This window comes from Dyadobacter sediminis, assembly GCF_005860765.1.
Taxonomy (GTDB): domain Bacteria; phylum Bacteroidota; class Bacteroidia; order Cytophagales; family Spirosomataceae; genus Dyadobacter; species Dyadobacter sediminis.
Map to the genome: position 1 here is coordinate 31,601 of NZ_VCEI01000030.1, position 14,811 is coordinate 46,411.

The following is a 14,811-nucleotide window of genomic DNA, read 5'->3' on the forward strand; positions in this document are numbered from 1 at the left end:
TCTATACAAGTAATGTCTTGGTTCGTTTGTGATAAACCCAGGTATGAACTATTAAAAGCAAAGTGAGAGCAGTAAAGATCAGGCTCACATCGTTATTGGCCAATAAAAAGCCGCCCGCCAATGCACCAAATGCGGAACCCGCATCCCGGAAAGTGGCATTAATTGAGACAGCGCGCGTCACATCGTCTTTCCCAGCGGATGCTGCGCCCGCTGCCAGGGATGCATTGACATTATAAAACGTAAATACGAGGATCAATCCCGGCATTACCCAGCCGCTTGTTGCCAGCAGCAAACCCATGCAGATCAAAAGTATTGACCCTGAGTAAATGTTAGCAAGCCCAAACCGGTCAGCGGACCAACCCGCAAAAGGCGAAATCAAAAGCGAGCAGATCCGTCTGAAAATAAGAAACCCGGCAGCAGCGGCAGTAATTTCAACTGCCGACCAATAGGGATGCGCATCCATCAACAGGGCTCCAATTAAAACCACAAGCATACCTTCCACTGCAAAAGCCGCTAGAAACGCTAACCGGTTAAAGACTGATGGAAATGATAATTTGAAGTTAAATGGGCGAGCTCGCAAGCTGTCCCTTTCTTTTAGTTTAAAAGCGAGGCAAATTCCTGGCGTCGAAAGGAGCGCAATTACTAAAAAGATCGAGCTAGGACTGATTACTTCAAAAAGCAGTGGGCCAACCAACAACGCTAGTAGTGGGCCTGATTCGATAATGCTTTGGCTCATTCCCAGTGCCAGGCCTTTCTTTGGATAATCCATGGCATAAGTAATTGCCCCAACGCGAAGGACAGAATACGATATACCCCACAAGATCCTGAGCAGCACCAAAGTTACAATGCCAAAACCTGCACCATAGCCAGCTGTGGCTAATACGGATACAGTTGCCGCGACGATTATAGGTATACGAAATCCCACAAGACTGAAAACGCGCAAGATAAGTGGGTTAAGCAGAATCCGTGTGAAGCGATTAATTGACAGGATGGTTCCTATCCAAATGATTGGAACGTGGATGCTGGAAGCATTTACTGGCAGAAAAGAATATAGAAATGCATCACCCATCAAAGCGAAGCTCAAGCTGAAAGACGCATACATGGGCAATTTCATTTCGGCAATATTCTTTCTCATCCCTCCCTTAATTCGGTTTATTTAGCTCTTACAAACCTTAATCTGACTATGTATCTTGCGGCTGGATGATGATCAGGCAAAAATATCCTCTTTCCAGTCAGCTGCCGGATCAGATCGTAATTAAGCTTATCATCGCGGGTAAATACTTTCACTTTCCCTATAGCGCTATCTTCGCCAACAGAAAACTGTATTACAACTATACCGCCATTTTCACCAAGAACAGCAGGATAGTCAAGAAGGCAGGATAATTGATTGCCTAGGTCATACGTCTTTTCTCATCTTGTTAAAGAATAGCAAGTTGCCACTGTGGTAAAAAAGAGAAGAAACAAAACCATCAAACCTTTCATCTGAATAAAGGTTAATATGCTTTTCTTAAATTATCTGCAAAAGCATTAGGAAGTAGGCTCAGCTCTACGGCCTGCGCTGCCTTTTCTACATCGTACTTAACCCTTACAAATTCAACCTTAACAGCATCTTGATCTGTACTACTGGCTGTCTGATTAATCGTGATAAGTACATAACAAGCGCGCGCATCACCATCTTTGGGTTTTCCGACGGAACCAGTGTTAATAAGGTGATGAAAATGCTCACTGCCATTTTCACCTGAATCAATGACACGGTGATAAGGCTTGTGCGAATGTCCGAAGCAAAGGATATCCGCTTTAAATTCTTTGACTATTTCAAGCATGCACTGCTCAGGCAGTTCCTGCAACAGATATTCGTTGATGCTTCTAGGGCTACCATGTACAAGCAGTATGTTCAGCTGCTGATCATTAAGCTGAAACTCTATTCGCAAATGCCTGGGAAGTGTTAACAGGTAATCCCTTTCTTTGTTTCCAACCAGTTTATAAGCATATTCGCTGTTTTCTTCTTTGCTGCAATCGCCTTGGGAAGGCAGTATCTTTGCAACTTTCAGGTCGTGGTTTCCTGCAATGGTTGCAATGCCATGTTTGCGCACCAAACCAATTACTTGGTTAGGCCATACATTATAGCCCACAAGATCGCCCAGGCAATAAACTGCGTCTGGCTTCCTGGTTTCCAGATCCGCTAGCACTGCCTTGAAAGCGGGAAGGTTTGCATGGATATCAGATAGTAGTGCTATTTTCATTTCCCCAGACGTAATGATTCTGCATATGCGTCGGGAAGGATGCTGCCTTCTACGGCCTTGGCTGCCTTTTCAATATCATATTGAAAGCGTATAAACTCTACCGTAATGCTATCCTTACTTGATGCCAGTGCATCGGTACTAATATGCAGGATCACATAACCACCCCTTGGGTCACCATCTTTTGGCTTACCGACAGAACCAATATTGATCGCGTGCCGGAAATGATCTGTGCCGTCTGGCTCGACTGAGCCCAAGATCCTATGATAAGGTTTGTGGGTATGCCCGAAAAGCATCACATCTGCGCTGGCCTGTTCCATGATCCGCAGCATGCTTTTTTCGTCACGGTCCTCAAACAAGTATTCGTTGATCCTGCGAGGGCTGCCATGCACCAGAAGAACCGAAAGTGGTTTATCATTCAACTGGAAATCCAGACGGATGTGTGCCGGCAAGGTTCTTAGATAAGCCCGCTGCTCGTCCTTGACAATTTCGTTTGTGTAAGCAATCGATACTTTGCCGTTTTCTTTTTCATCGTCCGTTTTATAAGCGCAGCCACAATCGTCGCTGCTTCGTCCGATCCCGAAGTCGTAATTTCCGGCAATGGTAGGGATACCACGTTTCCTGATCTGATCGATTACTTCGTTTGGCCAGATGTTGTAACCAACCAGATCACCCAGGCAATAAATAGCATCAGTGTCTCTTGAATCAACATCTTTAAAAAACGCCTCCAATGCCGGAAGGTTGGCGTGAATGTCAGAAAAAAGGGCAATTCTCATTTAATATGTAGTTAATTGGAAAACTTGTGCTGCTGTTTGAGTGCAAAATTGACCATCAGGATCAATACCGGCACTTCTATTAGTGGGCCAATGACAGCAGCGAATGCAGCCCCCGAATCAATCCCGAATACTGCGATGGCTACCGCTATCCCGAGCTCAAAGTTGTTACCTGCGGCAGTGAAGGCCAGCGATGTTGATTTGGCATAATCTGCGCCTGCGCGTTTGGACAGGTAGAAAGCAGAGAAAAACATGATTGCAAAATAGATTGTAAGCGGCAGCGCAATGCGCAGCACGTCAAAGGGAATACTGACAATCAGCTGGCCCTTCAAACTAAACATGACCACAATCGTAAAGAGCAAGGCAATTAATGTGATTGGGCTGATGGCGGGAAGAAATTTCTTCTCATACCACTGCTTACTATACAGCTTCGTTAATACGATCCGTGAAATAATGCCTGCCAAGAACGGGATGCCCAGATAAATGAAAACGCTTTGGGCAACTTGCCCAATAGTAATGTTAACCTCAAAGCCCTTCAAGCCGAAAAGCGGCGGTAATACCGTTACGAAAACATAGGCATACACCGAATAAAACAAGACTTGAAAAATGCTGTTGAAAGCAACCAGTCCTGCCGCATACAGGCGGTCACCATTAGCCAGGTCATTCCAGACAATGACCATGGCAATGCAGCGGGCAATGCCGATCATGATCAGGCCAGTCATGTACTCAGGCTTATCGGGAAGGAAGATAACGGCCAGGCCAAACATCAGCAGCGGGCCAATGATCCAGTTTTGAAGCAGCGAAAGCCCCAGGATCTTGGTGTTGTTAAACACCTTTGGCAGCTCTGCATAACGCACCTTGGCCAGTGGCGGGTACATCATTAGCACAAGGCCAATGGCTAGTGGAACGTTCACGCCTGACCCAGAATTAAACTGGTTGATAAAATCAGGTGTGCCTGGCAAGAAATAGCCAATTGACACACCGATCAGCATGGCCAGAAAAATCCATAAAGTCAGGTAGCGGTCTAGGAAGGAAAGACGCGGGTTATTCATGTGGTTGTATGCTTTAAATCTCTTTTCATCACGACAGCAGATGTTGGGCAAAGGCCACTAAACTGCTTGGTTTGCTGAATTGCTTCCGGCACTTGCTCACGGTTTACGACCGCAAAACCATAGCGGTCAAAATAATGGTCAGCTGTGGTTGTGATCAAATATATAGCTTCAAGTTCTTTCGTGTCAGCATTTGCCAGCAGCTGCTCGACCAATTTTCGGGCAATGCCCTTACCCTGATGATCAGGGCGAACTGCAACTGAGCGTAACAATCCAACTTCTCTATAAAGCTCTATTCCAGCAACACCAACAAGTGCTCCTTCCTGTCTGGCTAAAAGAAAATCCGGCAAGCCAGCAGGCAAGTCTTCGGTAAGAAGGCCTGCATCTTTCAGCAGGCTGATTACGAGTTCTTTGTCTGCTGGCCCTGCTTTATCAATTTGAAGTTTCATAGCTGGTTGTTTTGATTAGCAGCACCCAGAGCCTGGCTTGCAGCTCTCACCATCGGAGGTGACCAGTTCTAATTCCTGTTTAACAGGGGCAGGCGCGCAGCATGAAGCTTCGGCGGGCGACGTGCCGCAGCTTTGGTTTCGGGTAAGTGCCTTGCATTGGGTGAAGTCCGGAACCAGGTTAACAGTGAATGTTTCACCATCGGAGGCAAATTCTCCGGGGTACATCTGGCGTGTATCAAACCTGGAATTGCCGAACTCAATTTTAACGGTTGCATTAGGGTTCAGGGGAAGGGATTTTTCAACCAGGTCAACAATTTTCAGCGCTTTGTCAACTTTCATTGAACGGTCTACTTCTTTCTCTGAGGGTTCCCATAGCTGCACGATCACTTCTGTCCAGCTGTTCATTACCCCGCCGCAATCAACTGAAACAATCGGTGCTTGTTTGATCTCGGTAATGTGGTAAGAGCTGTCTACAAATTTGCCTTCCTCATATTGGAATTGCAGGTGCAGATCAGGGTTTTGTTTAAGGGTATTTTTGAAATCACCCCAGCTCATCGGACCGCGGGTCTCCGGATTTAATTGGCTCATGGTTTTTATTGGTTAAATGTATTATTACGATTGATATTTTCAAAAAAATGCCCTGCCTAGTTGCAGCAGGATTCACTAAGGGCAAATGTATCAAGCAACGTACCGAAAGTTTTTTGCGCTTCTGACCACACGACCGGGTTTATGCAATAACATACCCTTGGTGGATTGATTTCACCGTGGATAATGCCGATCCTTTTGAGCTCTTTTAAATGCTGTGAAACAGTTGCCTGGGCAAGTTCGAGCTCATCCACTAAATCACCGCAAACACATGCTTTTCTGGAAATTAGCAGTTGCAAGATCGCAACCCTGGCCGGGTGCGAAAACGCCTTTGCCAGATCGGCGATACGGTTCTGCTGCTCTGTGAATATTTCGGTTTTAGTTACTCCCATGCTGCAAATATAGATAGCATTCTATCAATTGCAATATTACGATGAATATTTTTTTGTCTGATAAATTCTATCGTATCTTTACGATTGACTACAACTTACCTGATAAATATGAGCCTGATCCATCTTTTACTAATAACCTTTTTTACCACTGCCGCAATCATGCCAGCTAGCAAATCAGACAACAAAAAAGCACTAAACCCGAAGCTGTCTTCCTACATCAACACGATTAAAGACGACATTTTAAAAATTCCAGGCGAGAGAAGAGAAGAGCTCGACAAAATAGCCGCATTTATCCAAAAGCAGGTTAAAGCCGGCCAGCCCGTGCAGCTCACTTACATCTGCACGCACAATTCGCGCCGCAGCCATTTCGGCCAAATTTGGGGCGCAACTGCTGCTGCAAATTACGATATCCCTAATGTGAAAACATACTCTGGCGGTACTGAGGCCAGCGCATTCAATGAGCGGGCGGTCGCTGCCTGCGAGCGGGCTGGTTTTGCGGTAACGAAAACATCAGAGGGCAAAAACCCGGTTTATCATGTAAGCTACGGGGACGGAGCTGAACCTATGAAAGCTTTTTCAAAAAAATATGATGACGCTAGCAACCCTCAAAGCAATTTTTGCGCTATCATGACCTGCTCGCAGGCTGATGAAGCGTGCCCTGTTGTAAAAGGCGCAGCTGCCAGGGTTGCCGTTCCTTATGATGACCCAAAAGCCTTTGATGGCAGCGCGCAGGAGACGGCCAAATACGACGAACGCTGCAAACAGATCGCCATAGAAAACTTGTATGTTTTTTCAAAAGTGAAAATCTAGGTTATCGCGCTAACAAGCATTGGACAGTTACATTCGGCAGTATCCGGGCGACCATTTTTCCAGGCATTTGTCTACACCGCTAATCATTGACTTCTTGATGAATTCCAGGTCAGCGATCTTACGCTCATGAGAGATACTTTTTCTGATATTTTTACAGAGACATCCCTACATAATAAAGTAACTTTTCAAATAAACAGTAAACGACCGACTAACTAGTCAGCCAATAGCGGTTACAAAAGCCAGCTAGCAGCTCGCAAAAAAATAAGACAATTAAGTTCTCAAATAGCTGGGACACTGGAACCGTTTTTGTATCGAAACGCCAATTTCAATAATGTTTATTTAAACTATGAAATATGGCAAATCAACAATTTAAAGACTGCATCGACGCTTGTGCGGCTTGTGCAGTGGCATGCAGCTATTGTGCAACTGAATGTTTAAAAGAAGCTAATCCAGAAAAGTTAGTCAGATGTATCCAGCTTGATCTTGAATGCGCTGCCATCTGCCGTAGCGCCGTAGAAGTAATGAGCCTGGGAAGCGAATTCAGCGCAGATTTGTGCCGTGTTTGCGCAAATGCTTGTAATGCTTGTGCACAGGAATGCGAGCAGCATGCGCATATGGGGATGGATCATTGCCGCCGGTGCGCGGAAGCCTGCCGAGCATGTGCAAAGGCTTGTGAGCAGATGGCCACGCCAGTATGAGAATCTGAACAAAATAGGAAGCCAAACTTTATGTTTGCTTCCTATTTCTATAATGAATTTAGCGATGCAGGGCCTTTAACGCTGGCCTGCTTGGCGGTATCTAATTGATCGGCTAAGTTCGTGTTGGCTATCGGCCTCCTTTAAACGCGCGTTATCTCTAGGGCCGAGCACTTATAGGCAAAGTGTAAACCAAAGGGAGCCACGTCAGTATGTTAAAGAAAAAGACGGCTTTCGGGGGAACCTAGTGCTTTCTCCTGCGAACCCTTCCCTGAGAGCAGATTCAAGAATCCTGGACGACCGCAAACCTTGCTTAATCAGGTAACTGGTTTGGATAATCAGTTTGTTTAGTACTAAAATTACTTGCCTACCTTATCACTTAAAAACTGGTCTAGCTCTTTTCCATGCAGATTTAGTGCAATAATCGAGCCTTTTTCGTCAATGATCGCATTGAAAGGAATCCCCTCTAATTGATAAGTCTTTGCAACAGGCGATGCCCAGAATTTCAAATCGCTGACCTGGGTCCAGGGAAGACCGAGTTTCGTGATCGCCCGCTGCCAAGCGTCTCTTTTACTGTCAAGGGAAACTGCAAAAATTTCAAAATTTTTGCTTTGTGATCCAGGGCGGTGATACTTTGCATATAATCGTTTAAGCTCTGGCTGCTCCTGAATGCAGGGCGCGCACCAGGATGCCCAAAAGTCGATCAACACAAGATTGCCTTTCATGGATGAAAGCGACTTTTGTTCGCCAGTTATCGAAGGCAGCGTTATTTCGGGAGCCTGGCTTCCGATTTTAAGTGGTTGCTGAGCGGATAAATTTCCGCCAATACCATACAAAAGAACCGTTAAAAAAACTATGAGGGGTAATTGTTTCATTTTAGAAATCATTATTGAACTGGGTAATCTTTATCTATCCAATCTGTTTTAATATTCTTGGGTATATCCAGAAGTTTAGCGTTTTTAAATCCCATTTTCTTAATCTGGGAAAAGGCAGGCCTGATATTAGGACAACGATCAAAGGGACAGCAACCACAGTACAGGACCACTTCACGGTTTTTATCCTCTTTCGAAAGTAATGTTTCCAGCTTTTTAAGGTTGGCCTTTTCGTCTGCCGGGCCGATATCCACAGAACCTTTGATAACTGCCTGCGGGCCGATATTAACGATAAGGGGCATAAGAGTTTTTGCTTGCTGGATCCGGTCTGCCAATTGCTTTGGTGGCATAAGCTGAGAAGAAGACCAGGGCTCCTGCTTAGTTTGTCCCTGCACGAATGTAAATGATACTAACAGAGATAATACTGTAATAATTTGTGTGATCTTTTTCATGTTCGAAAAGAATTTTTAGGACAGGCCGTTTAATTTACATTAAAGCCATATTTGACATAAATATTTTTTGCGGTAGTACTGGTTAGAAAATCCATAAAATCCTTCGCCGCTTTCGGATGGGGTGCTTTTTTTAGCAAACCAGCCACATAGGTTGATTCAATATTATCTTTCTCAGGAATTTCTACCAGCTCAATCGGATGCCCGATCATTTTTTGATAATAGGCCTCAGAATACCAGACCGGACCTGCATGTGATTGCCCGTACAAAATTCGCATCGGTGTTTGCCGGTGATGGATCTGGGTTAAAAAAGTTGTCTTCGCATTTACCTTGTCATGCATAATCAGCTCGCGAAGCTTCTGACCGCCAACTTTCGTATAAGCTTCTTCGATAAGCTTCCCTATCCCTTCCCATTCCGGGTTTGGCATACTTACCAACACGTCCTTATGGCCCAGATCTGCCAGGCTTTTTATCTGCTGCGGGTTGCCTTTCTGAACCATAATGGCAAGTTTGCTTTTAGCATAGGTTTCTGTTCGCAAAAACATGTCCGAGAACTCATCAATTTTCCCTTTTCCGGCGGTATAAATGTCCGGCTGATGACTGATACGCATATTCCCAATCGTTATAGATCCAGACTGGATCTGTTTGCCCAAAATCCCGGGCGGTAACGTCTCTGCAAATACCCGTTGATACTGCGGATACTGTTTTTTAAATGCTGATAACAAATCATCAATCACCATAAACTGGTTACCTCCAAAAAATATGATTAATTGGGGATCAGTAATATCTCCATACAGATCAGGTACATTGTCTATGCCTGGTACTGTAAACTGTAAGCCTTCAGTGGGCGGCGTATTCCAGGGCGGATCAAAAGAATGATCCTGCCCGCTCACCCTGCCCAAAGCAAAAAGGTTTACGAGCATAATCGTAAGAAAAACAATTCTATTCATAGCGGTAGGCGTTTATGGGTGTACAACCGCCCACCCCTGCTGCTGACGGATTATGATCTCGCCGTTACCGCTAGGGACAAATGATATAAAATCGAAAAGCTCATCCTTACTGATATTACGCTCCCGAAGTGTGTTTTCGCATTCCGCCAGGATAACCCCTTTTGCCTGTAAGGCCTTCACCTGGCTCTCATAAGGATTGGTTTTTTTGAAGACCGCAACTCCCCCGCCGTGAACTACGAGCTCAGCCTTGAGCTTTCCTTTCAAACGGGGATCTTCCAGGGCATTCATTATGTTTTTTAGGGTTGCCTTAATTGTTTTATCATCGTCGCTATTCAGTTGGTAGACGACCTTATAAGACTTTTTATCGGCAGTTGCACCGTGAAACTCACTGGGGCTAAACGGTTTATTTTGCGCCCAGGCTCGGCTTGAAAGCAACAATAAGGTGGCAAATAAAAGGCATGCGATCTTTTTCATTTCTTATAGTTTTAATTGATTTACTTATTAAGTATGATTATGCTGCTGCATTGGACTAGGTGCTAAGTCAGACAGCCTGTAAAGTTTTTCAAAATGCATGATCTTTCCATTGATTGGAATGATACATAATCTGATAAACAAGCCTACAAACTTTGGTGAGATTTGTCATAAGCAGTTTGCTTCATAATGATTATTAAGTGGCCTTTCCTACTTTGCAAGCTGTGCGATCATATCAACAATTTTAGGACTACTGTAGTCCGCAGCACCTTCCTGTCTGTATACCATTTTGCCTTGCCTATCCAGAATAACCGTAGTAGGAACGGCTCCCTGCATAAAAACCGGCGGTATCTCGCTGGCCGGACTTACCACCTCCAAAGCATACTGGTGCTTCTTCATGAAGCTATCTGACTTCTGGTGATTACCATCTACATCCACCATCAAAAAGACCACCTTTTCATTCTCCTTAAACTTGCTATGCAAATCATTGATCGAAGGCATTTCTGCAATGCAGGGCGGGCACCAGGTTGCCCAAAAATTGATAAATATGACTTTTCCTTTTAACGAGGCCAGATCAATCGTCTTTCCACCACCATCTTTAAAATAAACATTTGGTAAAGGTTCTGCGGCAGCTTCATCAGGCTGCCTGTCAATTTTGGGCTGGAACAGGCCGATTTTCATCAGGCTCTGAATTGTCCATCCTTTTACCTGTGGGCTGATCACCATAGCTGCGATAAATACCACCATCATGGCCGAGAATATGTTTGAAGGCGATAACCATTTCTTTTTCATCATTATTTCTATTTTAAAGTGTTATTTAATTTTAACCTTACCGGCATTGAGCAGCTCTTCGCTGCCAATTTTGACAATCTGGTCTTTTCGATCCAGCTCGCCAAATACCTCCTGGACCGAATCCCGTCTTGTTCCCTCACTGATGGGCACTTTTCTGACCGCCTGGTTTTCCACACGCAATACGAATGTTCCCGACTGCGCGTGCACGATGCTGCTGGCAGGCACCCATAAAGTAGAATCTGGACGCCTTAGCTTCATCGTTACCTGGGCATACTCCCCTCCATCCAGGGAATTATCCTTGTTTTCCACATCAAATTCAGCGGTTACCGAGCGGTTCTGCTGCTGTAAAACCTGGCTTTTCCTGGATAGAACAGACGTAAACATTTTCCCAGGCAGATTGGAAACCGTAAAGCTGGCCATGGCATTTTTTCCAACAGACTGTGCATGTTTTTCCGGAATTGCAACAGTCAGCCTTAGCTTTTTGTTCTGGGCAATAACCAGCAGCGGTGTTGTATTATTTTCCCCCACCAAGGCTCCCACTGATACATTCCTTTCCACTACTACGCCATCGAATGGCGCAATAATTTTTAGATATTCTTCGATCTGTCCAAAGGATTGGGCACTCGATATAGCAGATTGATACGCAGCACTGTCACTTCTTAGTTTGCTTTTAGCCCTATCCAGCTCGATGGCGGCAACAGAACCGTCCTTTTGGGTAGCTTTCAAAACCCTTTCATACATCTGACGGCTCAGCTGAAAATCTTCATAGAACTTCTGCTGGTCAGACCTGGCTGACTGAAAGCGTTGTGAGACCTCCGGAGCTTCTAAGATGGCAAGTACCTGTCCTTTCTTGACTACACTGCCACGGTCAACATGGATGTTTTTTACAAAGCCCTTGACCTTTGCAAATAGGCTGACCTGTTCATAAGGTTTTAGCTCACCTGGCAACGCCAGCGTGTAGTCTGGCTGGTCTTTCACTGGACTGATTACCTGCACGCTCACAGGGCCTTTCACATTTGGCTTGCTTTGGCTGTCTGTTTCTGGTTTGCTATCGCAGCCATTTATACCAGCACTTATCAGGGCTAGGCCCAGAAAGAGAACGGTTGAATTTTTATGAGTTGTCATCATGTTTGACAGCATTGTCCTATTCATTTAGTGATTGCAATTAATTGAGCCTCGGTGTCGTCCGGATCCAGTGATGGACTTTCTCGGCCTGTTTTACGCATCGCCCATGTAAAAAGGTGCGGCATAACCAAAAGCACAGTAAGCGTGGACAAAAGAAGGCCACCGATTACAGCCTGTCCCAGCGGGGCGACCTGCTCGCCGCCATCTCCCATGCCCGAAGCCATCGGGACCATACCGGCAATCATAGCCAGCGTCGTCATCACGATGGGCCGCAGGCGCGAGGATGCCGCAGCAAGGCCTGCCTGCCGTGCCTGCATCCCCATGTACAACCTGTTATGCTCAGCCTGGTTGATTAGAAGCACCGCATTAGAAACAGATACACCCACCGACATGATAATACCCATGTAGGACTGTAAATTAAGTGTGCTGCCAAATAACAAAAGCATCAGGATACTTCCACCGATCACAGCTGGCACGACAGCAAGTATCATCGCAGATATTTTAAAGGACTGATAATAAGCTGTCAGCATCAAAAAGATCACCACAATTGCAACCACCAAACCGGTCTGGAGTCCCGACATGGTCTCATCCAGCAGCTGCATGAGCCCTTCGCTTGAAACAATTACCCCGCGTGGTGCATCACCCGCATCCGCCAGAACTTGTTTGACTGCGCCGGAAGCGCTACCCAGATCTTTTTGGTAGGTATTGGCTAGTATAGTAACATACCGGTTTGATCCCTGCCGGTTTACCTGTCCTGCTTGCTTAACCATTTCCAGGCTGGCCACGTCTTCGAGTACCGGTCGCGGCTCGCCCGATTTGAGAGGAATAGAGCGAAGTTTGTCCAGCGAGCCCATATCAGATTCCGGTATCTGCACCTGCACCTGAAATACTAGACCTGACTTAGGATCAACCCACAGGTTTTTATTGGTAAAACGGGTTGATGATGTGGCAATAGCCAGCGCCCGTGAGACGTCTTCCATAGTCAGACCAAATTGGGCTGCAAGCTGCCTGTCTACATTGATCTTTACACTCGGATAATTGACCGGCTCGGCAATACGAACATCTCTTAAAAAAGGGATTTTATCCATTTCCCCTTTCAACTTCAACGCATACTGATTAGCAGCTTTTAGCTGCCCTGCTGCAACTTTGATCTGTATGGGAGTCATGGCCCCCTGGCTCATAATCTTTTCAACAAGCTCCATAGGCTCAAAGTTGATTTTCAGCTCAGGCAGCTCTTTTTTTACTTGTGACCTGATCCTTTCCTTGAGTGCTGAAATGGACTCTTTAAAAATCGTCTGATCAATCGAAATCTGCAAAACCGCTTCATGCGAACCACTGGTGAACAGAAAGATGGGATTAATAGCGGTAGCCGATGGCTGAAGGCCTACAAAGGCAGAGCTGATTTTAATCGAATTTTCAGGCAGTGCCTGCTGGATGATACCCGTCACTTTTTTTAGGTATGCTTCTGTATTTTCAAGCCTGTTGCCCTCGGGGGCGACAATCCGTAGCTGTATATCACCGCTGTTGCTAGCTGGTAAAATATCAGTTCCGACTGCCAGAAAAGATGCCGCCACCATAACACCTACTGCAAGCGCATAGACCGTCAAAACAGCTACGGGCCTGCCTTGCAAACGGCGGGTGAGCAATAAATATTGGGACTTAAAAGCGTCAAACCATGTCCGCTTTGCGCCTTTAACCCTGTGATGGGCTTTTAGCTTTTCTGGTTTCATTAGCCAGTTTGCCATGATGGGAACAAATGTCTGGGAAGCCAGAAAAGAGGCGATCATAGCAAAAGCCACAGCCAAAGAGAGCGGCATAAACATATCTTTTGGAATGCCACTCATCATAAATGAAGGGATCAGTACCGCTAGTATACAGAGCAGAATTAAAAGCTTAGGGACCGAAATTTCAAGCAGTGCATCCAGGATAGCCCTTTTTTTGGGTTTATCCATTTCAAAATGCTGATGGATATTTTCAATGGTTACCGTAGCTTCATCTACCAGGATCCCAATGGCAAGCGCAAGACCGCTCAAAGTCATCACATTGATGGTTTGACCGAGCATGTATAGCATAATCACAGCGGAAAGGATCGCGATGGGTATGGTCATTACCACAATCAATGATCCACGCGAATCTCCCAGAAAAAGAAATACCATCAGCCCTGTTAGCAGCGCCCCTAAAATGCCTTCGTGGATCAGGTTTTCAAGTGAACGCTCGATATAACCCGACTGGTCGAAAACATACCGTATATCTACATCTTCCGGCAAGGCTGCTTTCAGCATGGGTATGGCAGCTTTCAGGTTTTCAACCACTTTGAGCGTAGACGCATCTGATTTTTTGATCACAGGCAAATACACAGACCGTTTGCCGTTGATGATCGCATAGCCGGTGGTGATATCGGCCGCATCTTCTACACTGGCAATATCTTTGACATATACATTGGTCCCTGAACCCTTCCGGATTGGAATATCTAAAAATTCCTGTGGATCATTGGCAATCGAGTTAAGCGGGCTCATCAAATTTTGGTTGCCGATCCGGATGTTTCCAGCAGGGGCCGGAAAATTATTCTTGGCTATTGCAGTAGTGACTTCTTCCGCTGAAAGCCCGTAGGACTGCATCAGATCGGAATTAACCTTGACAACCATCGTACGGATATTACCACCGAAAGGTGCAGGGGCCGTCACACCAGGGATGGACACAAACATCGGCCTGATCTTGGTCAGGGCCATATTTTGAAGCTCAGTGATTGATCTTTGAGGGCTTTCGAACACCAGCTGCCCGATCGGGATCGAGCTGCCATCAAAGCGCACGACCTGAGGCGGCACTGCTCCAGGTGGCAGAAAGCCCATAGCCCTGGAAACCTGGGTTGAAACCTCGCCAGAAGCCTGCGCCATATCGGTACCAGGGTAAAATGTCAATTTCATCAGCGTAAAACCCTGGATACTTTTAAAGTCAATATCCTTGACACCGCTTACAAATATGAGCACTTTCTGAAACTCGTTGGCCATAAAACCATCCATATAGGCTGGTGATAGCCCACCATAGGGCATAGCAATATAGATGACCGGAAGTTCGACCCTAGGGAATATATCCACATTGATCTTGCGGATCGCCGTGAAAGAAAAGTAAGCTATACCAATAACAGCTACCATTATCGAT

The 14,811-nt window shown here is 45.6% G+C and carries 16 protein-coding genes; 2 read left to right on the forward strand and 14 right to left on the reverse strand.

What is annotated here, in order from left to right:
- Position 1 precedes the first annotated feature (1 nt).
- From FEM55_RS21535 to FEM55_RS21565, 7 genes are all read right to left on the reverse strand, one after another.
- Positions 2–1,135, reverse strand: a complete 1,134-nt coding sequence (locus FEM55_RS21535; RefSeq protein WP_082217975.1) for an MFS transporter — start codon at positions 1,133–1,135, stop codon at positions 2–4.
- Between the two features lie 358 nt (positions 1,136–1,493).
- A complete protein-coding gene (locus tag FEM55_RS21540; RefSeq protein ID WP_082217977.1) occupies positions 1,494–2,243 on the reverse strand; it encodes a metallophosphoesterase family protein in 750 nt (249 codons plus the stop codon).
- Complete coding sequence (locus FEM55_RS21545; protein WP_082217978.1) at positions 2,240–3,016, reverse strand: metallophosphoesterase family protein; 777 nt, start codon at positions 3,014–3,016, stop codon at positions 2,240–2,242. The genes FEM55_RS21540 and FEM55_RS21545 overlap by 4 nt, the downstream gene beginning before the upstream one ends.
- Before the next feature lie 11 nt (positions 3,017–3,027).
- On the reverse strand, positions 3,028–4,065 hold the full coding sequence (arsB, locus tag FEM55_RS21550) for an ACR3 family arsenite efflux transporter (protein ID WP_082217979.1): 1,038 nt from the start codon (positions 4,063–4,065) through the stop codon (positions 3,028–3,030).
- On the reverse strand, positions 4,062–4,511 hold the full coding sequence (arsN2, locus tag FEM55_RS21555) for an arsenic resistance N-acetyltransferase ArsN2 (RefSeq protein WP_082217980.1): 450 nt from the start codon (positions 4,509–4,511) through the stop codon (positions 4,062–4,064). The genes arsB and arsN2 overlap by 4 nt, the downstream gene beginning before the upstream one ends.
- Before the next feature lie 15 nt (positions 4,512–4,526).
- A complete protein-coding gene (locus FEM55_RS21560; protein ID WP_229208591.1) occupies positions 4,527–5,099 on the reverse strand; it encodes a DUF6428 family protein in 573 nt (190 codons plus the stop codon).
- 56 nt (positions 5,100–5,155) lie between these two features.
- A complete protein-coding gene (locus tag FEM55_RS21565) occupies positions 5,156–5,488 on the reverse strand; it encodes an ArsR/SmtB family transcription factor (protein WP_082217981.1) in 333 nt (110 codons plus the stop codon).
- Between the two features lie 108 nt (positions 5,489–5,596).
- Between FEM55_RS21565 and FEM55_RS21570 the strand changes: the two genes are divergently transcribed.
- Positions 5,597–6,298 carry a low molecular weight phosphatase family protein gene (locus tag FEM55_RS21570; RefSeq protein WP_138283454.1) on the forward strand — a complete coding sequence of 234 codons (702 nt, stop codon included), beginning with the start codon at positions 5,597–5,599 and terminating at the stop codon, positions 6,296–6,298.
- Between the two features lie 353 nt (positions 6,299–6,651).
- Positions 6,652–6,996 carry a four-helix bundle copper-binding protein gene (locus FEM55_RS25520; RefSeq protein ID WP_082217982.1) on the forward strand — a complete coding sequence of 115 codons (345 nt, stop codon included), beginning with the start codon at positions 6,652–6,654 and terminating at the stop codon, positions 6,994–6,996.
- Between the two features lie 356 nt (positions 6,997–7,352).
- Here FEM55_RS25520 and FEM55_RS21580 read toward each other — a convergent pair whose 3' ends face one another.
- From FEM55_RS21580 to FEM55_RS21610, 7 genes are all read right to left on the reverse strand, one after another.
- Positions 7,353–7,868, reverse strand: coding sequence for a TlpA family protein disulfide reductase (locus FEM55_RS21580; RefSeq protein ID WP_082218003.1), 516 nt, complete (start codon positions 7,866–7,868; stop codon positions 7,353–7,355).
- Positions 7,869–7,879: 11 nt separating this feature from the next.
- Complete coding sequence (locus FEM55_RS21585; protein WP_082217983.1) at positions 7,880–8,317, reverse strand: rhodanese-like domain-containing protein; 438 nt, start codon at positions 8,315–8,317, stop codon at positions 7,880–7,882.
- 29 nt (positions 8,318–8,346) lie between these two features.
- Positions 8,347–9,237, reverse strand: a complete 891-nt coding sequence (locus tag FEM55_RS21590) for a substrate-binding domain-containing protein (RefSeq protein WP_229209373.1) — start codon at positions 9,235–9,237, stop codon at positions 8,347–8,349.
- A gap of 39 nt (positions 9,238–9,276) precedes the next feature.
- Entirely contained in the window at positions 9,277–9,738 is a 462-nt protein-coding gene (locus FEM55_RS21595) for a DsrE family protein (RefSeq protein WP_082217985.1), read from the reverse strand.
- Positions 9,739–9,945: 207 nt separating this feature from the next.
- Positions 9,946–10,530 (reverse strand): TlpA family protein disulfide reductase, encoded by a 585-nt coding sequence (locus tag FEM55_RS21600; RefSeq protein ID WP_082217986.1) that lies wholly within the window; start codon positions 10,528–10,530, stop codon positions 9,946–9,948.
- An 18-nt stretch (positions 10,531–10,548) separates the two neighbouring features.
- On the reverse strand, positions 10,549–11,667 hold the full coding sequence (locus FEM55_RS21605; protein WP_171036627.1) for an efflux RND transporter periplasmic adaptor subunit: 1,119 nt from the start codon (positions 11,665–11,667) through the stop codon (positions 10,549–10,551).
- Between the two features lie 8 nt (positions 11,668–11,675).
- Positions 11,676–14,804 carry an efflux RND transporter permease subunit gene (locus FEM55_RS21610; protein ID WP_229208594.1) on the reverse strand — a complete coding sequence of 1,043 codons (3,129 nt, stop codon included), beginning with the start codon at positions 14,802–14,804 and terminating at the stop codon, positions 11,676–11,678.
- Between the last annotated feature and the right edge of the window lie 7 nt (positions 14,805–14,811).

What these genes read in the sequence shown, in the direction of transcription:
- FEM55_RS21600 (WP_082217986.1), bottom strand. Translation starts at nt 10,530, where the DNA reads ATGATGAAAAAGAAATGGTTATCGCCTTCAAACATATTCTCGGCCATG.
- FEM55_RS21535 (WP_082217975.1), bottom strand. Translation starts at nt 1,135, where the DNA reads ATGAGAAAGAATATTGCCGAAATGAAATTGCCCATGTATGCGTCTTTC.
- FEM55_RS21585 (WP_082217983.1), bottom strand. Translation starts at nt 8,317, where the DNA reads ATGAAAAAGATCACACAAATTATTACAGTATTATCTCTGTTAGTATCA.
- FEM55_RS21570 (WP_138283454.1), top strand. Translation starts at nt 5,597, where the DNA reads ATGAGCCTGATCCATCTTTTACTAATAACCTTTTTTACCACTGCCGCA.
- FEM55_RS21610 (WP_229208594.1), bottom strand. Translation starts at nt 14,804, where the DNA reads ATGGTAGCTGTTATTGGTATAGCTTACTTTTCTTTCACGGCGATCCGC.
- FEM55_RS21580 (WP_082218003.1), bottom strand. Translation starts at nt 7,868, where the DNA reads ATGAAACAATTACCCCTCATAGTTTTTTTAACGGTTCTTTTGTATGGT.
- FEM55_RS21545 (WP_082217978.1), bottom strand. Translation starts at nt 3,016, where the DNA reads ATGAGAATTGCCCTTTTTTCTGACATTCACGCCAACCTTCCGGCATTG.
- FEM55_RS21540 (WP_082217977.1), bottom strand. Translation starts at nt 2,243, where the DNA reads ATGAAAATAGCACTACTATCTGATATCCATGCAAACCTTCCCGCTTTC.
- FEM55_RS21605 (WP_171036627.1), bottom strand. Translation starts at nt 11,667, where the DNA reads ATGCTGTCAAACATGATGACAACTCATAAAAATTCAACCGTTCTCTTT.
- FEM55_RS21590 (WP_229209373.1), bottom strand. Translation starts at nt 9,237, where the DNA reads ATGCTCGTAAACCTTTTTGCTTTGGGCAGGGTGAGCGGGCAGGATCAT.
- arsN2 (WP_082217980.1), bottom strand. Translation starts at nt 4,511, where the DNA reads ATGAAACTTCAAATTGATAAAGCAGGGCCAGCAGACAAAGAACTCGTA.
- arsB (WP_082217979.1), bottom strand. Translation starts at nt 4,065, where the DNA reads ATGAATAACCCGCGTCTTTCCTTCCTAGACCGCTACCTGACTTTATGG.
- FEM55_RS25520 (WP_082217982.1), top strand. Translation starts at nt 6,652, where the DNA reads ATGGCAAATCAACAATTTAAAGACTGCATCGACGCTTGTGCGGCTTGT.
- FEM55_RS21560 (WP_229208591.1), bottom strand. Translation starts at nt 5,099, where the DNA reads ATGAGCCAATTAAATCCGGAGACCCGCGGTCCGATGAGCTGGGGTGAT.
- FEM55_RS21595 (WP_082217985.1), bottom strand. Translation starts at nt 9,738, where the DNA reads ATGAAAAAGATCGCATGCCTTTTATTTGCCACCTTATTGTTGCTTTCA.
- FEM55_RS21565 (WP_082217981.1), bottom strand. Translation starts at nt 5,488, where the DNA reads ATGGGAGTAACTAAAACCGAAATATTCACAGAGCAGCAGAACCGTATC.